Source organism: Streptomyces tubbatahanensis (assembly GCF_022699385.1).
Classification (GTDB): Bacteria; Actinomycetota; Actinomycetes; order Streptomycetales; family Streptomycetaceae; genus Streptomyces; species Streptomyces diacarni.
This window is the reverse complement of record NZ_CP093846.1, coordinates 145,683-164,290: the sequence shown is the minus strand read 5'-3', so window position 1 is coordinate 164,290 and position 18,608 is coordinate 145,683. Positions and strand designations below refer to the sequence as shown.

Below are 18,608 nucleotides of genomic sequence, written 5' to 3'. Positions count from 1 at the left end.
CACGCGCGAGCGCACTCCTCGCTACGAGGCGTCCCGTGCCACGCGAGCCAGGACGGCTTCGCGCAGGCCACCGGCGTCCACCTCACAAGCTGCCAGCACTTCGAGACCGCGGCCTTGGCCCGAGCTCAGCATGCCGAGCAGGATGTGCTCGGTGCCGAACCGCTCCCGCCCCAGTGCGCGGGCCTCGGTCAGGGTCTGTTCCAGCGCCTTCTTGGCGTCCTCGGTGTAGGCGGGCCTGGGGTACTGGAAGGCGCCGGCGCCGAAGGTGTTGTCGGCCTGGTGCTTGACCTCTTCGACGTCGATACCGAGGGAGGACAGTGCGTCCTTCGCGGGCTGTCCGCCGGTGGCGGCGACCCCGGCGGCCTCCAGGAGGCGCACCATCTCCTCCCTGGCCCGTGTCAGCTCGACGCCCCGCTCGCGCAACACGTCCCCGGCCGTGCTCTGGTCGCTGCCGATCAGGCCGAGCAGGAGATGCTCCGTGCCGATGAAGTCGTGTCCGAGGGTGAGCGCCTCGTCCTGGGACAGCACCAGAGCGTGCCTCGCGCGGTCGGTGAAGTATTCGAACACCTTACTTCTCCTTGTTCTCGGCTCTGCGCCTGCTCGCGTGCTTCTCGTGCACCGACTGGCGACTGATGTTCAGTGCGTTGGCGATGCTCTGCCACGACCAGTCCTGGTCGCGGGCGTTGTCGACGTGGACCCGTTCGAGTTCTTCCAGGAGACGACGCAGGGCGACAACAGCCTGCAGTCCCACCGCGGGGTCCTTGTCGGTGACCTGTCCGGCCAGCGAGGCCGGTGTGCCCTCAGCTTCCATGCGTGTCAGGCTGCCCTGACGCGCCCCCGATGTCAAGCTACCCTGACAGGAGTGCTGCCCATGCGAGCCGGCTCCGCCTTCCCGGGTCGCGGAGGCAGGGGCGGGGGCTGAGGATGGATGTTGCGTGGGGAGGCTTCGCTACTCGCGTCCAGCTCGACCGCACTCGGAGAGGCCATGTCCCGTCCTCGTCGGCAGCAGCCCCCGTCCGGTGTCACCTGCGAACCGGCGCCCCGACGCGGCCATGGCGGCCGGGCACCGGGACGGAGGGGCATCCGCGCCGACAGCGTGACCCCGTGGCCGCCCTGGACGCTCCCGTGAGGGCCCCGAGCGGCCTGTATCCCCTGCGGCTGACGGTGACCGCCAGGCCGCTGGTCTTCGGTGGGCACGCGATCGCCCGCCGTCTGGGCAAGACCGGTATCCCCGACTGGAGCGTCGCGGAGACGTGGGAGTGCAGCGACGTCCCGGGCAGCGGCAGCGTGGTGGCCAACGGGCCCCTGGCGGGCCGAACCCTGCGCCGGGTGGTCGCCGACCATCCGGAAGAGCTGATGGGGGAGGGCTGGGCGGGTGAGTACTTCCCGGTGCTGACGAAGTTCATCGACGCGGCCGGGGCTCTCCCTGTGCATTTGCACGCCGACGACGAGACCGCCCGGCGTCTGGAAGGGCAGCGCAACGGCAAGACCGAGGCGTGGCACGTCCTCGACGCCGCGCCCGGTGCGACCGCCCTGTGCGGTGTCAAGGACGGGGTGACGAGTGACCGGTTGCGCGCAGCACTGGAGGCGCAGGAGTTCGACGACGTCCTGCGCCGCCTGCCGGTGCGGGCCGGGGAGACCGTGTATGTCCCCGGGGGAACCCTGCACAGTTTCGGACCTGACACCCTGGTCTACGAGATCGAACAGACATCCGACATCCAGCAGCATGCGATGCGCTGGAGGATGGAGGACGGCTCCGCGGTGAGCGACGAGGAGTTCGGCGCCCACCTCGACATGCTGATGCGGCAGGCCGACCTGGAGCCGCGGCCGGACTTCACACCCGGACTCGGGATCGCCGTCGGTGACGCGGTGGAACGGGTCTTCCTGTGCGCGGGCCCGTACTTCGCCCTCGAACGCTGGCGGGCCGGAACCGAAGAGCCCGTGCGGCACTTCTTCGCCACCGCCCAGATACTGACCAACGTCGGGCTCCCTGTGCGGGTGCGGGCAGGGGAGTGGTACGAGGAACTGGGCCGGGCCGAGACCCTGCTGCTCCCCGCGGCCTGCGGACACGTCGAGATCACCGGGCCTGCCGATGTCCTGTTCGGCTACCTGCCCGACCTCGACCGCGACGTCCACCGCCCCCTGCGCGAAGCCGGCTACCCACTCCAGGCCATCGAGTCCCTGGGTGCGAGTGCGGGTGCGGGTGCGGGCGCGGGCGCGGGCGCGAGTGCGAGCGCGAGCGCCGGTGCGGGCTCCCGCCTCCGGTGACCAGCGAGGCCCTGCCCCGTCGCGTCCTGCGCGACGGCACGGTCCGTACCCGAGGAAGCCTCCAGGCCACCGGCGTTGACGAGGACTGCGCCTCACACGCCGGCTGCGCCCCTGTCGGGCGGTTCGCCGCTGTCGACATAGACGACCAGTGTCTGCTCCGGCTGTTCGGCCAGGTGGAAGGCGGTGTACGCATAAGTGACCGCTCCGCGTCGCGGGTGGCGTAGCCGTTTGCGACCACTGTGCCGGGCCTGCACCTCGTACTGCGGCCACCAGTCCCGCACCTGAGGGCTGCCCTCGTGCAGCTCCTCGATCAGCCGGGTGTACCGCGGATCGCCGAGATGGCGTGCCGCCAGCGTCCGGAGCCGGCCGAGCAGGCCGCGTGCTTCGGGCTCCCAGTCGACCAGCACGTCCCGCGCCGCCGGTTCGAGAAAGACCCAGCGGACGAAGTTGGCTGGCCGGTCCGCCTCCGTGATGAGCCTCGGGAACAACTCCTCGGCTGCCTGGTTGTGGCTGAGGACGTCATAGGTGCCGCCGATGATGTAGGCCGGGTTCGGCTGGAGCAACTGGGGGACGGCGCCCGCCTCGGCCGTCAGCGGCTCGCGTTCCTCGGCTGCGAGGTCAAACGCGTGACCGGCAAGCTGGAGGAGATGGCCGCGCTCGTGCCGGTCGAGCCGCAGCGCCGCGGCGAGGGCGTTGAGCACCTGTTCGGAGGCGCGGATCTTCCGCCCCTGCTCCAGATACGTGTACCAGGTGGCACTGATCCCGGCCAGCAGGGCCAGTTCCTCTCGGCGCAGTCCCGGAGTCCGACGGCGACCCGTCTGCGGCAGGCCCACCTCTGCGGGGGTCAGCCGCTCTCTCCGAGAGCGCAGGAACGCACTCAGCTGACGGCGTTGGTCCGGCTCCGCGTGCATGACGGATGGCACCTTCAATTCCAGAATAAACACGGTCTGGATACCAGGCTAAGCCGCCCGGAGACTGGTGTCCGAACACGGGCCGCGGCATTGCCGGCGGCCTCACGCAGTCACACCGTCACACCAGCGCCCGGCCTTCCCACGTGCAACGGTTCCCGGGCTCTCCAGGCCCCGCTACCCCGCACCCCGGCCCGGCGCCAAAAGTGGGAGAGGGCAACTCATGTCCGAGATCAAGGGCAAAGTGGTGGCGATCACGGGAGCCGGCAGTGGTATCGGCGAGGCGACCGCGCTGCTGCTCGCCGCGCGCGGCGCGCGACTCGTCCTGGGCGCGCGCCGGTCCGCACGCCTGACGGCACTGGTGGCCCGGATCGAGAAGGCGGGCGGCACGGCCGTGCAGATCCGCACCGACGTGACCCGGCGGGAGGACCTGCGGGCGCTGGTCGCGCTGGCCGGCGAGAGCTTCGGCCGGCTCGACGTACTCGTCAGCAATGCCGGAGTCGGCACCATCTCCCCTCTCGACGATCTGCGCGTCGATGAGTGGGACCACATGGTCGACGTCAACGTGAAGGGAGTGCTGCACGGGATCGGCGCCGCGCTGCCGGTCTTCCGGGCGCAGGGCACCGGCCACTTCGTCACCACCGCCTCCACGGCTGCCTTCCGCATCGTTCCGATCATGGCCGTCTACGCGGGCACCAAGTTCGCGGTCCGGGCGCTGTGTGAGGGACTGCGTCAGGAAGCCGGCGACTCCCTGCGGGTGACCACCGTCTCACCTGGTGCGACGGCGACCGACTTCGCGGAGGCGTCGACGAACAGCCAGGTCAGGGCGGAGATCGCGAGGATGCGGGACGACATCGCGATCGCGCCCGAGGCGATTGCCAGGGCCATTGCCTTCGCGATCGAACAGCCTGCGGACGTCGACGTCAACGACATCGTCGTCCGGCCCACCGCCCAGGGCTGACGCCCCCCGGTCGCCGGGCGCACAGACCTGTCCCCGCGGGACAGTTCCACGGCCACATGGCATCACAGGCCCGCCGGCACCGGACGTCTGATGCCGACTGCTCGCCTTCACATCGGAAAAACAGATCACTTACCACGGAAACATCTGTTGGACAGCACTTGGTGACGTCTCAAGGATGGCTGGTGCGGTAGCCCGGTGGACGCGGCCGGGGTGAACTGCCGCGCGAGTGGAGGCTGAGAGTGCCGAGTGAAGAAACTGAAGTGGTCGTCGTCGGGGCCGGCCAGGCAGGTGTGGCGATGAGCGAACACCTCGGAGCCCACGGCGTGCCGCACCTGGTTCTGGAACGCGACCGCATAGCCGAGCGATGGCGCTCGGAGCGGTGGGATTCGCTGGTCGCCAACGGACCCGCGTGGCACGACCGCTTCCCGGGGCTGGAGTTCCCCGACGTCCACCCCGACGGCTTCGCCTCGAAGGACCAGATCGCGGACTACTTCGCCGCGTACGCCGAGAAGATCGGCGCACCGATCCGGTGCGGTGTCGAGGTGACGTCGGTGCGCAGGCACACAGGGCGGCCCGGCTTCCGGGTGCGGACGTCGAAGGGATCCATCGACGCGCGCTTCGTCGTGACGGCGACCGGGCCGTTCCAGCAGCCCGTGATCCCGCCCATCGTCCCGGACGGCGCCGTACACACCCAGATCCACTCCAGCGCGTACCGCAACCCGGAGCAACTGCCCGACGGCGCGGTCCTCGTCGTGGGAGCCGGTTCGTCCGGCGTCCAGATCGCCGACGAGCTGCGCAGGGCGGGACGCCGGGTCTTCCTCTCCGTCGGCCCGCACGACCGCCCTCCCCGCCAGTACCGGGGACGAGACTTCTGCTGGTGGCTCGGCGTCCTCGGCATCTGGGACGCCGAGACCCCTCCCCGGGGCGCCGAACATGTCACCATCGCGGTCAGCGGCGCGCGTGGCGGCCACAGCGTCGACTTCCGCGCCCTGGCCGGCAGCGGTATCGAACTCGTCGGCATGACCGCGTCCTACGACCGCGGTGTGCTGCGCTTCGCACCGGACCTCGGCACGAACATCGCACTCGGTGACGAGAAGTACCTGGCGTTCCTCCGGGCGGCCGACGCGTACGTCGAACGTGACGGGCTCGACCTCCCGGAGGAGCCGGAGGCCCACGTCCTCGGCCCTGACCCGGAGTGCGTGACCGACCCCCGCTCCGAGCTCGATCTCGCCGAGGCAGGGGTCACCTCGATCGTCTGGGCGACGGGCTTCGCCGCCGACTACAGCTGGCTCGAGGTCGACGCGTTCGACGAGAACGGCCGGCCCGAGCACCGCCGCGGTGTGTCCCGCGAACCGGGGGTCTACTTCCTGGGCCTGCCCTGGCTGTCCCGCCGCGGGTCGAGCTTCATCTGGGGGGTGTGGCACGACGCCCGGCACGTCGCCGACCACATCGCGACCCGGCGGAGCTATCTGGCCTACGCCTCCGACGACCGGCCCGGCGCCGCACTGGCGACACAGCACAACTGAGGAGCAGTCATGACCTCCACGCAGGAGAGCCGGCAGCCCAACGCCCCGATCACCGCGGGCGGGCACACCAGGATCCGGCCGTTCAACACCCGCGACACCTATCCCGAGCAGAACCTCGCGAACGACCTCTGCCAGGCCGTCGTCGCCGGCAACACCGTGTACGTCCGGGGCCAGATCGGCCAGGACCTCGACACCAGTGAATCCGTGGGCATCGGTGACGCCGAGGCACAGGCCGAGCAGGCCATGGCCAACATCCAGACGCTGCTCGAAGAAGCGGGCAGCCGCATGGAGCACCTGGTCAAGCTGACGATCTACCTGATCGATCCCCGCTACCGCGAGGCGGTGTACCGCACCGTGGGCCGCTGGACCCAGGGCGTACACCCCATCTCCACCGGCCTGGTGGTCTCCGCCCTCGCCCGCCCGGAGTGGCTGTGCGAGATCGACGCCATCGCCGTGATCCCCGGAAAGGAGCAGGCATGACGTTCTCCCTGGTGGCCCGGGACGGCGACCGGTTCGGTATCGCGGTGAGCTCGTCGAGCCCCGCGGTCGCGGCCCGGGCCGCACACCTGCGGCCCGGAGTCGGCGCGGCGGCCTCGCAGAACGTCACCGACCCCATGCTCGGCACCAGCCTGCTGGAACGACTGGCCGAGCACGGTGACGCGCAGCGCGCCCTTGCCGACGTCACGGGCGCGGCACAGCACGCGCGAACCCTCGCGTACCGGCAGTTGACGGTACTCGGCCGCTCGGGGCCGGGTTTCGCCTACAGCGGCTCCCGCACACTGGGCACGCACGCCTCCGCCACCGTGGACGGCGCGGTGGCAGCCGGCAACATGCTGGCCGGCGAACACGTGCCCGGCGAGATCCTCGACGCCTACCTCGCGGCCGGGGGCGAGCTGGAAGAGCGCTTGCTCGCTGCCCTGAAGGCGGGCCTCGCGGCCGGTGGGGAAGAGGGACCTGTGTACTCCGCGGGCCTGGCGGTCGTCGCGGACGTGGGCTGGCGGGTGACCGACTTGCGGGTGGACTGGGCGGAGGAACCCGTGGACCGGCTCGGTGACCTGCTCGACGTCTGGCTGCCGCAGCGCGACGACTACGTGCGCCGTGGACTCGACCCGGCGGCGTCACCCTCCTACGGCGTTCCGGGCGACCTGTGAGGGGCGGCCCCAAGGAGGCGGTCCGGCAGACGGTGGCGCGCCACGCCGAGGAACTGATCGGGCTCTCCGAGCGGCTGCACGCCGACCCGGAGACGGCGTGGGAGGAGCACAGGGCCGCCGCCGCGGTCCCGGAACTGCTGGACCGCGCCGGATTCGACGTGACTTCGTCCTACCTCGGTCTGGAGACGGCGTTCCTCGCCAGGGCGGGGGAGGGGCCCGTGCGGATAGCCCTGTGCGCCGAGTACGACGCGCTGCCCGGCCTCGGCCACGCGTGCGGGCACAACCTCATCGCGGCGAGTGCGGTCGGCGCCGCGCTCGGCCTGGCCACCGTCGCCGAAGAGGCCGGACTGACCGTCGAGGTGTACGGCACCCCGGCCGAGGAGGGCGGCGGAGGCAAGATCGAGATGCTCGACCGGGGAGCGTTCGCCGGAGTCGACCTCGCCATGATGGTCCATCCCGCCCCGGTCGACGTCGCCGAGGCGCGGCCCTTCGCGGTCAGCCACTCCAAGATCTCCTACACCGGGAAGTCGGCGCACGCCGCGGCCTATCCGGAAGCCGGAATCAACGCGGCGGACGCCTTCACCGTGGCCCAGGTCGCCATCGGTCTGCTGCGCCAGCAACTGCCGGCCTCGGCCAGGGTGCACGGGGTCGTGACCCACGCGGGAGACGCCCCCAACGCCGTCCCGGAGCGGTCGGCCGGGCGCTGGTACGTGCGCGCGGAGACGCTGGCCGAGCTGGCCGAGCTGGAGCCGCGGGTCATGCGGGCCTTCGAGGCCGGAGCCCTGGCGACCGGCTGCGACCTGGAGATCGAGCCGGAGAGCAAACCGTACGCCGAGTTCCGTGCGGACGAGACCGCGCTGGAACACTACCGGGCCAACGCCCTCGCGCTGGGCCGCGAGTTCGCGCCGCCCGGCCAGGCCGCACGGATGAACCGCGCCTCCACCGACATGGGCAACGTGTCGCAGGTGGTGCCCGCCATCCACCCCTACATCGGCGTCGGCTCCCTGCCCGCCACCAACCACCAGCGCGAGTTCGCCGCGCACTGCGTGGGCGGTACGGCACAGCGGGCGCTGCTCGACGGGGCGACCGCACTGGCCTGGACCGCGGTGGACCGGAGCGCGTCGAGCCGGGAAGCAGCGACATGACCCGGACAGCTGCCGGGCGGTCCGGGCACGCACGGCGGCGGACACCGCCGGACGCGTGCGCCGGTGAGGCACCGCGGGTGCCGAGGCGGTGCCCACCGCCTCGGCACCCGCAGCGCCACCGCACGCCCGAGCGCGAGCCGCTGACCGACACGGAACCCCGCGAACTCACCAGCCCGGCCGCCCCGCCCGGCCGGCCCACTTCCTGAGGGACAAGCGCCGGGGTCCCGCACCACGCTCCGGCCTCTCCACCCATCCTCACTAGGAGGCGCGTATGCGCACCCGTAACAGTGGAGCCACGACGACCGACGTCGAGGCGGCCACCGATGTGATCTCGTTGCGCAGGAGCGTCGCCGCAGGAGCCGTGGGCGTGTTCGTGCACTGGTTCGACTGGGCCGCCTACGCCTACCTCGCCGGCACGGTCGCCACCGTCTTCTTCCCGTCCGACGACAGCACGAGCGGGCTGCTGGCCGTGTTCGGCGTCTTCGCCGTCTCGTTCGGCATCCGACCGATCGGTGCCCTGGTGTTCGGCTCGCTCGGTGACCGCATCGGCCGTAAACGCACCCTGTCACTGGTCATCTTCACGATGTCAGGCGCGACCCTGGGGATAGGCCTGCTGCCCGGCTACGCGTCGATCGGTGTCGCCGCCCCGGTGATCCTGGTACTCCTGCGGCTGGTGCAGGGCTTCGCCGCCGGCGGCGAGTTCGGCAGCGCTGCCAGCTTCCTCGCCGAGAGCGCACCCCGGCGCCGCCGCGGATTCGGCGTCAGCTGGCTGGAGGTCGGCTCACTCCTGGGCTTCCTCGCGGGGTCGTTCGTCTTCCTGCTGCTTTCGACGGGCCTCGACGAGAGCCGGCTGACCTCCTGGGGCTGGCGCATCCCCTTCCTCATCGCCGCACCGCTGGGCATCATCGGCTTCATCATCCGCACCAAGATCGAAGACACCCCGGAGTACCGGGCGCTGGAGGCGAACGACACCGCACCGCGCAGCCCCGTGCGGGAGCTGCTGCGCTCCCACAAGCGAGAGCTTCTCCAGGCGGCGGGGCTGATGACAGCCATGCACGTGCCCTTCTACGCGGTGCTGACGTACCTCGTCACCTACCAGACCGACAACCTGGGGCACTCGGCCGACAGCGCCGCGCTGCTGTCCACCGCGATATCGCTCCTGGGCCTCGCGCTCGTACCCCTGTTCGGTCTGCTGTCCGACCGGGTGGGCCGCAAGCCCGTGTTCGTCGGGGCGACGGCGGCGCTGCTCGTCCTGTCGACTCCGGCCTTTGCCCTCATGCGCACCGGACTCGCCGGAACCTGGATCGCCGGCCTGCTGCTCGGCGCGATCCTGGCGGCGATCCTCGGCACCTACGCGGTGTGGTCCGCGGAGGTCTTCCCCACCCGCACGCGCCAAAGCGGGCTGTCCATCTCCTACAACCTCACCGCGGCCCTGTTCGCCGGGACAGTGCCCTACCTGATGACCATGCTCATCTCCGCGACCGGCAGCACTCTGGTGCCGGGCCCGTACCTGATGGTGTTCGCCGCCGGTGGTCTCATCGCCGCCCTGTCCCTGCGGGAGACCGCCGGTTCCACCCTGCTGCGTCCCGAAGACGTCTCCGGGACGCCTTCCGGGACGCCTGCGGAGACGCCTTCCGGGACACAGCAGGGCGAGGCCGCCTAGGTTGGGGGCGCAGCCGACCGCCAGGCACAGGGATCGCGGATGACGTCACCAGTGGGTTTCACCCTCGTTCAGCTCCGGTACTTCCTCGTCGCCGCTGAACACGGTTCGATGACGGAGGCGTCGGCCAAGCTGCACATCGCGCAGTCCGCGGTGTCAGCCGCCATCGACAACCTGGAGCGGGACCTGCAGGTACAGCTGTTCATCCGGCGACGGGGCCGGGGACTGACGCTCACGCCCACCGGAGAGAGGCTCAGGCAGCAGGCGCGGGACCTGCTAGCCCGTGCACGTGAGGTCGAACGCGAGGCCCAGGGAGACGGCGAGACCCTCTCAGGGCCCGTGGCCGTCGGCTGCTTCGTGACCCTGGCCCCCTCCTACCTGCCGCCGCTGTTCAGCGAATGCACCAGACGCTATCCGGGCATAGAGATCGACGTGGTGGAAGGGGAGACGGACCAGCTCGTCCACGCACTGGAGGCGGGACGCATCGACTTCGCGCTCACCTACGGCCTCGGTCTGACAGCCGAGCCGGCCCTGCGCAGCGAGACGATCGCCCGGGCCCCCGCCTATGTGATCGTCTCGACCGACCACCCGCTGGCCGGAGCGGGCAGTGTGGAGCTGGCGGAACTGTCCAGCGAGCCGCTGGTTCTGCTGGACCTGCCCCACAGCCGCGACTACTTCCGCTCGCTGGTGGCCGCCACCGGCACCACCCCCGATGTCCGCTACCGCACCCAGAGCTACGAGACCGTGCGCTCCCTGGTGGCCCGCGGGCTCGGCTTCTCCGTACTGAACCAGCGGCCGGCGACGAGCCAGACCTACGGCGGCGGCGAGGTCGCGGAACTGGAGCTGCGGGACGGCAGCCCGGCACTCGAAGTCAAGATCGCCTCGGTGGACGGCGTGACGCAAAGCCCCCGCGCCCGAGCCGTGACAGCGCTGCTGCGCGAAATCGCCGCTGACACCGCCGAGTCCGGCGAGGTGTGAACCGGGTGCCATCGCGCGGTCGCACCAGCACCGGGCTGCTCCTTCGACCTGTGCGACTCGTTGCAACCCGTCACGGCCCGCCACCCGCCGCTCCCCGCGAGGGCGCAACGCCCATGCCGCCACCCCGACGTCCCGGCCGCTCATCGCCGCGAACGCGCCAGCGTCCGCATCCACGTCCACGTCCGCAGCGAGGCAGGCATCCGCTGGGGCGGACGCACACTGACTGCCGCAACGGACCACGGCGTCGAACGCCACTGCCACAGCCCAGCGCTCTGCCGCGGACCTTTCCCTCAAACGGGTGGAACCCGGCGGGCAGGGACCTCGAAGATGAGCTCGAGACCGTCCTCCTCGTCCCATTGCTCTCCGACCTCAACAAACCCGAAACCCGAGATTGTGGCCAGGGACGCCACGTTGCCGGGGCTGATCGTCGCCCGCACGGTCGTGACGGCGGGTTCGGCCGCTGCCCGGCGGAGCAACTCGGTCAGCGTGGATCGGGCGTATCCCCGGCGGCGGAAGTCGGGAGCGACGGAGTAGCCGATCTCGACCATACCGAGCTCATCGGGCGGGCCATGGAACCCGGCATGCCCGACGACGAGGCCCTTGTCACCGACGATCGCCTGCCGCACCATCCACCGCGCATGGCCGGGGTCGGCGGCCATCTGATCGAGTCGGTACCGCCACAGCCACCGTGCTCTGTCGGTCACGAAGTAGTCGGTCAGGGCAACCCCGGCCAACGTGCTGGCTCCGATCAGGTTTCCATCCAGCAAAGCGGACATCGTCCCGCCGGACAGCTCGACGAAACGGACGTGCTTCGGGCTCCGCGTGCAGGGTCTTCGGCGATCGGCTTCATCTGTCACTTGCGGATGCTCGCCGACTCACCGGAAAGGTGTCCAACGATTTCGACGCGGTCGGGCAAGCGGCCCGAGGCATCATCCATCACCACAAGCCCATCCCGACGAAGGTCCCCGGCCACGGCACCAGCTTCGTCCGGGACAGGCGCGGCGTTGCGGCCGACGATGCCCGTCGCATGAGTCATCGCTCCGTACCAGAGCTGTGTCCTGCGCATGCGGTGGCGAAAGCGCACAGCTCGCCGATCGTCTCGCGATAGCTGTCCGGGGCGTCGCGGCTCTTGCTGGGCGGACCGTCGAGCCACTGCTGCCAGAGGCCGCCCGGCGCGAGGAACCGGGCTGCCTGGTCGCGGCCGAGTCGTGCGTCGAGGAACAGGAGCGCCCCGAGCGCGGCGCCCTGGTCGTAGTCGAGCTCCGGGCAGCGCAGGTACCGGTCGAGGTAGGCGGCGAGGAGGTCGGCGTCGGCGGGTGGCCATACGCTGAACTTGCAGTACCTGCTGTACCATCACATCGGCCATGATGCCGTACCCCGCCTCGTTCGGATGCTGGTGATCGCCGCTGCGTTACGTGAGGCCGAGGCGCTCGGCGACGCTCTCACCGCCGGCCTTCTGAGGTCGTCCTGTCACCGCGTACGCCGGTGATGCGCTGCCCCGATGGGGTGAGTCGGCGTTCCGAAAGGCGTCGCACCTCACGTCAAGGGGCAGCAAGGCGGCCAGACATCAGTCATCACGACGCGGGCCGTGTGAGTCCGTGTGGAGGGGCACATGATGGCCAGCCAGACAGTAAACGCGTTCGTCAGCCTCCGGCTTCCCCGCGAACTGGTCGACGCTCTCGTCGCCGTGCAAGGCGAACACGCGGAGCGAGTGGAGCCGCAGCAGCCCGATCACATGCACATCACACTCGGTTTCCTCCACGACGCCGACGCGGGCACACTGGCGGAGGCGGCCGCGACGCTGAGCAGTGGCAGGTGGACCGCCCCCGTGCTCCGGCTCACCGGAGAGGTGCGGCACGGCAGCTGGCAACTCCAGAAGGACCCCGCGTACCGGTACGACGACCGGGTCGTCCAGAAGCAGGAACAGGTCCGGCTCGGCATTGAGCGCACGCCCGAGCTGACCACGCTCTACACTCAGATCACCGAACACCTGGGCATCGCGGAGGACAGCTTCTGGCCGCACGTCACGCTCGGCCTCGCCCGGCAGGACTTCCCTGTCACCGACGCCACGGCGATGAACCTGCCGTCCGTGGCGAAGCCCGCCCCCAGCGTCGAACTCCAGCAGGAGATCACCGTCTCCGAATTCCGTGTCCTCGTGGCCACCTCCCTCACCTGAGCGAGGTCCAGCTCCTTTCCCCGTCCGGCGCCAACTGGCGGGCCGACGAGCATCTGGGCGCACCCCCGTCATCGTGTGGCGAGGTCGACCTCGACGTTGTCGCGCGTGCCCCAGCGGCTGACGCGATGGCAGGTGACCATCGCGTACAGATACAGCGGACGCAGGAAGACGGCCCGCCAGAGTGCCGCGAGCGGTGCAGCAGCGAACAGCAGCAGTGCCTGACGCGTCCTCATGTCGGTGCGACCGACCGTGAACAGGCGCAGCGCCATCAGGTAGCTCATCGCCACGCCGACGCACGCGCCCAGTGCCGCGACCGTCCGCAGGTGATCCCGGTAGTCGGGGTTCGCCACCAGGGCGAGGGGAATGGCGAGACCGAGCACGATGTGCAGGTACTCGGCGACGGTCGTCCAGAACACGATTCCGGTGAGGGGCATGTAGCGCAGCCACCACAGATGCCGCACGGTGGTGCCGCGCATCCACCGCATCTGCTGACGCAGGTAATGGCTCCAGCGCTGCGGCGCGAGTGTGAAAACCAGCGACGAGGGCTGGTGGACGGTATCCCCGGCGCACAGCGCGTAGAAGGTCAGCATGGAGTCGTCGTTCATCTGCATGGGACGGCCGCGGAACCGCTCGTGCTCGTACACCCCTGCCGCGCCCCGCACCACCTCGGCCCGGTAGAAGGCGAGTGTGCCGGAGTTGATGGTCACCCGTCCCAGCACCGACTGGGCGCTGCGCAGTCCCCTGGTGAAGGGCAGGTAGAGCAGGTTGATGAGCCGGGTGAGGACGTTGGCGTCGTGGTTGAGGACGATGACCTGCCCGGCGACCGACTGCACGGCCGGGTCGGCGAACGGCCTGAGACCTTCGGCGACGGCGTCGGCATCCAGGACGGAGTCGCTGTCCAGAGTGACGAAGATATCGGCGTCGTCGTGGGCGAGTACGTGCATCTGGGCGTGACGCTTGCCGCGGTTGGGGGTGCGGTCCCAGGTGGTCTCGACCCCCCGAACAGCAGCCCGTTCGGTGAGTTCGGCGCGCACGTCGTCGTAGGTCATCGGGGTGCCGTCCGGCGCGTGGGAGCCGTCGTCGACGACGCGGATCCGGTCGACCGGGCGGGACTGGACCAGAACCGAGTGCAGACAGGCACGCAGCGCGGCGGGGTCTTCGTTGTAGACCGGGATCTGCACCGTGACGGACAAGACGTCCAGGCCCGCCGCGCCAGGGGTGCCACCCGCCACGTCGGAAGCACGGCCTGCCGCGTCGGTACCGCGGCCTCGCGCATCCGTACCGCGATCGGCCGGAACGGCCGCAGGTGTCGTGCGAGGCCGCTCGAGCCAGGCCAGGGGCACCCACCACAGCAGCAGGAACGACACCAACCAGGGTACGGACATGAACCCGCCGGAGGCGCCGCCGAGATCGCGTAGGACGGCGACGGTATGTGCGATGCCCCAGGCGGCGAAGCCGGTCAGCGGGACGACTCCGAGCAGCACCAGGAACCAGGGGCGGGCGTGCCAGGCGCGGGGTAGATCCGGCACGCCCGGCCAGCATCCTGTCCGCGGCGAGCACCCCGGGGCGGCGGGTGCCGGCCCCGCCTGGGGCACAGGGGTGCCACCTGAGGGCTTCGCAGTGGCGTCCGGCACGGGCACCTGCGCACCCGTGACCGAACCGGTCATCGTGCCACCGGCCCGCGGCCGCGACGGAAGGTGAGACGTACCAGTACCACCCCGGCCAGCACCAGCAGGCCGCTCAGCACAGCGAGCCAGGTCTGCCCCGCTGCGAGCCCTGTCGCGGCCAGCGTCCCGCCCGGACCTGTGATCGAACCGTACGGCATGAGATTCGCGCCTCCATTAGGGTGGCAAACGATTTCGGAACGCTAAGAGAATAGGAAGGAATATGTGTGATGAGCGGGAATTACGCAGGTGAGTTTCAAGCTGGGATCTCGCCATGAATGACCATTTCCTCGACGAAGCCGACTTGTTCGACAGGATGGAACGGAACCTGGCCGAACACGCCTGTCACCTGCATCGGAGCATGACTGGTGCGACCGTCACGGAGGCTGAAGACCTCGTGGTCGCCGACAGCGGACTGGACGACGACACTTTCAACATCGTTGCCGCGGCCCGCTTCACCGCCACCGACGCCACGGCGCGTATCTCCCAGACCGCTCGTACGCTGGCGCGTACCGGCCGCCGTTTCTCCTGGTGGGTGGGGCCCGCCTCGACACCGCCGGACCTCACCACCCGCCTGACGGCGGCCGGTATGTCCGCTTCCGAACGCGAGACGGCGATGTGGGCCGAGCTGGACAACATCCCGCCACCGCCCGCCCTCCCAGGGCTGGACATCCAGCGGGTGGCCACGCCACAACAACTCGCCGATTACGCCACGGTTCTCGCCGCGAACTGGGACCCGCCCGCTGACACCGTCCGGCGCTTCTTCGCCCACGCCGCCCCGCAGGCACTGGCCGCGAAAAGCCCGGCCCGGTACCTGGTCGGCTACGTGGAGAGCCGTCCGGTCTGTTCCGCTGAAGTGTTCCGCCACGCGGGAGTCGCCGGTCTCTACAACGTCTCCACCCTGGCCGTCCACCGCCGACGTGGCTACGGCGGCGCCATGTCGCTTGCGGCACTCCGGACGGCCCGCGACCGGGGCCACCGCATCGCGGTCCTGCAGGCGTCCGCCGAGGGCCGGCCCGTCTACCATCGCCTGGGGTTCCGCTCGTGTGGCCAGTTCACCGAACACGCCATTGACCCCTGAGCCGTCGGGGATCAGGCAGTCAGCTTGCGGAACTGCTGCGGTATGCGGACGGTCTTCTTCGCACCCGCGTCAGCGTGCGGGGCCTCTCAGCCGAGCGGCCGGGCTCGTCCCCGGCTGCCGTCACAGTCCCAGCAGCAGGTCCCGCATCGCGGCCGGCCTGGACAGGAACGGGTGGTGGCCGGCGTCGAGTTCGACGACGTTGCCGGCCCGGCCGGCGTACTCGCGTTGGAGGCGCGGTGGGGTGCCCCGGTCCTGGGCACAGACGAGGTACGTCGACGGCACCTGCTGCCACGCGGCCGCCCCGACAGGCTGCTCGGTCACCTGGACGCTCTGTCGGGCGAGGTGGTCCGCTGCCTGTGCTTGCACCTGGGAGTCGCAGTCGTGCAGGAAGGTGTCCACGAGCAGCTCTGGGCGAACCCCGAAGGTGCCGGCGTCGGGATCGACGGCAAGGAACGGGGCGGGGCCGGCGTCTCCGAAGTCCGACAGCCGCTGCCCGGCCTCCGGCAGGTAGCTGGAGACCAACACGAGATGGCGTACCGACGCGACCCCCGCGGCGGCCTCCGCTGTGACGATGCCGCCGTAGCTGTGAGCGACCACGACGGTCGGCTCGTCGCCGTCCAGCAGCGTCTGCCGCACTGCCGCGACGTCCTCGGGCAACCCCGGGCCGGCGGAACCCGCTGGCGCCTCCGTCTCGCCGCAGCTCGGCAGCGCCGGTGCCACGCTCGGAATCCCCCGCTCCCGCAGCAGCTCCGCGGTGCGGTGCCACCACCACGACCCGTCCCGCACGCACGCTCCGTGCACGAAAACGACCCTCATAGCCACCTCATCATCGCCTTGTTCTCGGCATTGTCCTTCGGCGGAGGCTGCGAGCGCCCACCGTGACGCACATTCCGCTGACAGCGTGATCCGTCCGAAGGGGCGGCCGACGACCGCGCCCCGCCACTGCGAAAGGCCATGGAATCAACAGCCCGGCCCTCACGTCTGACTGAAGGCGCGTCGACAGGCGCCGGGTGTGGTGCCGAGGTGTGCCCGGAAGCGGCGGCGCAGGTTGACCGTCGAGGTGAGCCCGACGCGGGTGGCGACGGCTTCGACCGGCAGATCGGTCTGCTCCAGCAGTGCCCGTGCCGCGTCGAGGCGCTGGCTGAGCAGCCACTGACCAGGACTGGTGCCCAGCTGCTCGGCGAACCGACGAGCGAGTGTCCGGCTGGACATTCCGGCACGTTCGGCCAGGTGGTCCAGGCTCAGCCGGGTGTCGAGTCGGGAGACGGCCCACTCCAGCAGCGGTGCCAGGGACTTGTCCACCCTGGTCGGCGGCGCGGCCTGCGCGGCGTACTGGAGCTGGCTGCCGTCGCGGTGTGGCGGCAGGACCATGTTCCGGGCGACCTGGGCAGCGTACGCCGCGCCGTGGTCGGAACGTACCAGGTGCAGACACAGGTCTATGCCCGCGCCGGTCCGTCAGCGAGTCGGAGAAGGCCGGCCGTGCGCGCACGCTGCCTCCTGGGCGGCCATGACCTGATCGCCGTACGCGAAAGCCCACGCGCCGACGGCATCGATGGGCACCAGCAAACTCCGCCCCACGGGGGTGAGTTCGTACTCGACACGTGTCCCTGCGCCCTGATGCGCGTGTCGGTCGATCAGGCCGTTGAACTGCAGGCGTCGCAGTGTCTCGGTGAGGACCTTGGAGCTGATACCCCCGATCCGCTCGCGTAGTTCGACCGGACGCCTTGGGCCGTCGCGCAGTGCCCAGAGCACCACGGCGTTCCATGTGTTGGAAAACAGGTCGAAGGCGAGTCGGGCCCGGCAGTCGGCGAGGAAGGCATCGGTCGTCACGTACCACATGGTGCCCGAAGCTCTCTCTAGCGTCGGTACGAACGAGCGATCCCGGCACGGAAAGGGAACATGATGAGAATCGGCGTACTGGGGACCGGCGGCATGGCGGACGCGCTCGCCACCCACTGGGTGCGGGCCGGACACCAGGTGACCATCGGGGGAAGGGACGTGCGCAAGGCGGAGCGGCTGGCGACACGCATCGGAGGCGGCAGCGTGGAACCTGCCGGTCTGCGGGCGGCAGCCGAGTTCGGTGAGGTGGTGCTGGCCGCGCTGCCCTTCGGCGCGGGAGCGGACGTGGCAGGCGATCTCCGTGCGGTCCTGGAAAGCAAGGTACTGCTCGACTGCTCCAACCCGGTCGGCACGGGCTTCCGGCTGCTGACGGAAGGAGGTCGCTCGGCCGCGCAGCGATTGGCCGCGGCGGCGCCGGAAGCTCACGTGGTCAAGGCCTTCAACCTCTGCCATGAGGATGTCTGGCGTATGCGGCCGCCCGTCTTCGACGGACGAGCACTGGCCGTGCCGGTGTGTGGGGACGACGAGACGGCCGTCGAGCGTGTCCGCGCGTTGGTACGGGACGTGGGCTGCACACCGGTGGCCGGCGGCGGTCTCGAACGGGCGGGGCTGCTGGAGGCGACCGCCGCCCTGTTCATCGCCCTGTGGGTGGGCGAGGGCGCGGACGCCCAGGCGCTCGCGCCTCCCCTGGCCTATGCGGCCGGACCGGGCCATCAGGAGGCAGCGAGCGGCGCAGCGGCTGACCGTCGCAGGTCCTGAGGCCGAGGCCAGGGCCGGACCGCTGAGGACGTACTCTCTTCCCGGTCGCGCAGGTGGCAGGTGGCAGGTGGCAGGCGAACCGGGGGAGAGGTTGACAGTGATGTCGGACGTGGAGGACGTGCGGATACCCAGGCGGATCGCACTCCTGCGGGGATGGGCTCGCTGCTGCGCGGGTGTGTCCCTCGGCCTGGTCGTACTCGCGGCCCTCCTGCTCTTCGTCGGGCTCGACGCGCACTCGAACTACGCGCAGGCCGCCACCCCGTCGTGCGGCTCCCTTGTCCTACCCGATGAGCAGGGGATGCAGACGGCTTCATGTCACACCAGCCAGCTCCGTCAGGCCGGGCGTGTCGGCCTGACGGTGGTCGGCGCGCTCGGCTGCGTGGTGGGCAGCGTCCTCCTTCGCCTTGAGGAGACCCGAGGGGACGGACGTCGCGAGAACACACGCGACGCGGCCACGCGGGCACCTGTGGGTGAGCAGGACTGATGTGCAGG

21 protein-coding genes and 3 pseudogenes are annotated in these 18,608 nt (G+C 70.4%); 12 read left to right on the top strand and 12 right to left on the bottom strand.

All coding sequences use genetic code 11. The annotated features are described in order from the left end of the window. Nucleotides 1-21: 21 nt before the first annotated feature. The 3 genes and pseudogenes from MMF93_RS00615 to MMF93_RS00610 form a co-directional block, all read right to left on the bottom strand. A complete protein-coding gene (locus tag MMF93_RS00615; RefSeq protein WP_423835569.1) occupies nt 22-381 on the bottom strand; it encodes a Clp protease N-terminal domain-containing protein in 360 nt (119 codons plus the stop codon). 42 nt (nt 382-423) lie between these two features. Then, nucleotides 424-567, bottom strand: a pseudogene (locus tag MMF93_RS33610) (Clp protease N-terminal domain-containing protein); the annotation flags it as partial. 1 nt (nt 568) lies between these two features. Next, entirely contained in the window at nt 569-811 is a 243-nt protein-coding gene (locus MMF93_RS00610; protein WP_242748518.1) for a hypothetical protein, read from the bottom strand. Between the two features lie 293 nt (nt 812-1,104). On the opposite strand from MMF93_RS00610, the gene MMF93_RS00605 reads away from it, so the two are divergent. Next, entirely contained in the window at nt 1,105-2,268 is a 1,164-nt protein-coding gene (locus MMF93_RS00605; protein WP_242748516.1) for a type I phosphomannose isomerase catalytic subunit, read from the top strand. A gap of 92 nt (nt 2,269-2,360) precedes the next feature. Here MMF93_RS00605 and MMF93_RS00600 read toward each other — a convergent pair whose 3' ends face one another. Then, on the bottom strand, nt 2,361-3,179 hold the full coding sequence (locus MMF93_RS00600) for a helix-turn-helix transcriptional regulator (protein ID WP_242748514.1): 819 nt from the start codon (nt 3,177-3,179) through the stop codon (nt 2,361-2,363). 220 nt (nt 3,180-3,399) lie between these two features. Here MMF93_RS00600 and MMF93_RS00595 point away from each other — a divergent pair, with 220 nt between their 5' ends. From MMF93_RS00595 to MMF93_RS00565, 7 genes are all read left to right on the top strand, one after another. Continuing rightward, a complete protein-coding gene (locus MMF93_RS00595; RefSeq protein WP_242748512.1) occupies nt 3,400-4,137 on the top strand; it encodes an SDR family oxidoreductase in 738 nt (245 codons plus the stop codon). Between the two features lie 239 nt (nt 4,138-4,376). Then, nucleotides 4,377-5,663: a flavin-containing monooxygenase gene (locus MMF93_RS00590; protein WP_274709415.1), complete on the top strand. Its 1,287-nt coding sequence runs from the start codon at nt 4,377-4,379 to the stop codon at nt 5,661-5,663. 9 nt (nt 5,664-5,672) lie between these two features. Then, complete coding sequence (locus MMF93_RS00585) at nt 5,673-6,143, top strand: RidA family protein (RefSeq protein WP_114025228.1); 471 nt, start codon at nt 5,673-5,675, stop codon at nt 6,141-6,143. Further along, nucleotides 6,140-6,814: a DUF1028 domain-containing protein gene (locus MMF93_RS00580; RefSeq protein ID WP_242748508.1), complete on the top strand. Its 675-nt coding sequence runs from the start codon at nt 6,140-6,142 to the stop codon at nt 6,812-6,814. The genes MMF93_RS00585 and MMF93_RS00580 overlap by 4 nt, the downstream gene beginning before the upstream one ends. Further along, on the top strand, nt 6,811-7,959 hold the full coding sequence (locus MMF93_RS00575; protein WP_242748506.1) for a M20 family metallopeptidase: 1,149 nt from the start codon (nt 6,811-6,813) through the stop codon (nt 7,957-7,959). The genes MMF93_RS00580 and MMF93_RS00575 overlap by 4 nt, the downstream gene beginning before the upstream one ends. A 271-nt stretch (nt 7,960-8,230) precedes the next feature. Continuing rightward, nucleotides 8,231-9,622, top strand: coding sequence for an MFS transporter (locus MMF93_RS00570; protein ID WP_242748504.1), 1,392 nt, complete (start codon nt 8,231-8,233; stop codon nt 9,620-9,622). Nucleotides 9,623-9,661: 39 nt separating this feature from the next. Beyond that, the gene (locus MMF93_RS00565) at nt 9,662-10,597 is read left to right on the top strand and encodes a LysR family transcriptional regulator (protein WP_242748502.1); all 936 of its coding nucleotides are present in this window, start codon (nt 9,662-9,664) and stop codon (nt 10,595-10,597) included. Between the two features lie 290 nt (nt 10,598-10,887). On the opposite strand, the gene MMF93_RS00560 is transcribed toward MMF93_RS00565, so the two are convergent. From MMF93_RS00560 to MMF93_RS00550, 3 genes and pseudogenes are all read right to left on the bottom strand, one after another. After that, the gene (locus MMF93_RS00560; RefSeq protein ID WP_242757160.1) at nt 10,888-11,373 is read right to left on the bottom strand and encodes a GNAT family N-acetyltransferase; all 486 of its coding nucleotides are present in this window, start codon (nt 11,371-11,373) and stop codon (nt 10,888-10,890) included. 77 nt (nt 11,374-11,450) lie between these two features. Beyond that, nucleotides 11,451-11,633, bottom strand: coding sequence for a hypothetical protein (locus tag MMF93_RS00555; RefSeq protein ID WP_242748500.1), 183 nt, complete (start codon nt 11,631-11,633; stop codon nt 11,451-11,453). Next, nucleotides 11,630-11,899: pseudogene (locus MMF93_RS00550) on the bottom strand (DUF6000 family protein); the annotation flags it as partial. The pseudogene MMF93_RS00550 and the gene MMF93_RS00555, both read right to left, overlap by 4 nt. 310 nt (nt 11,900-12,209) lie before the next feature. Here MMF93_RS00550 and MMF93_RS00545 point away from each other — a divergent pair. After that, a complete protein-coding gene (locus MMF93_RS00545; protein WP_242748498.1) occupies nt 12,210-12,773 on the top strand; it encodes a 2'-5' RNA ligase family protein in 564 nt (187 codons plus the stop codon). Between the two features lie 68 nt (nt 12,774-12,841). On the opposite strand, the gene MMF93_RS00540 is transcribed toward MMF93_RS00545, so the two are convergent. Next, entirely contained in the window at nt 12,842-14,302 is a 1,461-nt protein-coding gene (locus MMF93_RS00540) for a glycosyltransferase family 2 protein (RefSeq protein WP_242748496.1), read from the bottom strand. Between the two features lie 134 nt (nt 14,303-14,436). Next, nucleotides 14,437-14,598: a hypothetical protein gene (locus MMF93_RS00535; RefSeq protein WP_242748494.1), complete on the bottom strand. Its 162-nt coding sequence runs from the start codon at nt 14,596-14,598 to the stop codon at nt 14,437-14,439. 155 nt (nt 14,599-14,753) lie between these two features. Here MMF93_RS00535 and MMF93_RS00530 point away from each other — a divergent pair, with 155 nt between their 5' ends. Continuing rightward, the gene (locus MMF93_RS00530) at nt 14,754-15,518 is read left to right on the top strand and encodes a GNAT family N-acetyltransferase (RefSeq protein ID WP_242757158.1); all 765 of its coding nucleotides are present in this window, start codon (nt 14,754-14,756) and stop codon (nt 15,516-15,518) included. A 120-nt stretch (nt 15,519-15,638) separates the two neighbouring features. On the opposite strand, the gene MMF93_RS00525 is transcribed toward MMF93_RS00530, so the two are convergent. From MMF93_RS00525 to MMF93_RS00515, 3 genes and pseudogenes are all read right to left on the bottom strand, one after another. Beyond that, on the bottom strand, nt 15,639-16,334 hold the full coding sequence (locus MMF93_RS00525; protein WP_242748492.1) for an alpha/beta fold hydrolase: 696 nt from the start codon (nt 16,332-16,334) through the stop codon (nt 15,639-15,641). A 159-nt stretch (nt 16,335-16,493) separates the two neighbouring features. Further along, nucleotides 16,494-16,967, bottom strand: a pseudogene (locus MMF93_RS00520) (GlxA family transcriptional regulator); the annotation flags it as partial. A gap of 6 nt (nt 16,968-16,973) precedes the next feature. Beyond that, nucleotides 16,974-17,348 carry a winged helix-turn-helix transcriptional regulator gene (locus MMF93_RS00515; protein ID WP_242748490.1) on the bottom strand — a complete coding sequence of 125 codons (375 nt, stop codon included), beginning with the start codon at nt 17,346-17,348 and terminating at the stop codon, nt 16,974-16,976. 72 nt (nt 17,349-17,420) lie between these two features. On the opposite strand from MMF93_RS00515, the gene MMF93_RS00510 reads away from it, so the two are divergent. Both MMF93_RS00510 and MMF93_RS00505 read left to right on the top strand, forming a co-directional pair. Continuing rightward, on the top strand, nt 17,421-18,116 hold the full coding sequence (locus MMF93_RS00510) for an NADPH-dependent F420 reductase (protein ID WP_242757156.1): 696 nt from the start codon (nt 17,421-17,423) through the stop codon (nt 18,114-18,116). A 100-nt stretch (nt 18,117-18,216) separates the two neighbouring features. Then, nucleotides 18,217-18,600 carry a hypothetical protein gene (locus tag MMF93_RS00505; RefSeq protein WP_242748488.1) on the top strand — a complete coding sequence of 128 codons (384 nt, stop codon included), beginning with the start codon at nt 18,217-18,219 and terminating at the stop codon, nt 18,598-18,600. The last annotated feature ends 8 nt before the right edge of the window (nt 18,601-18,608 follow it).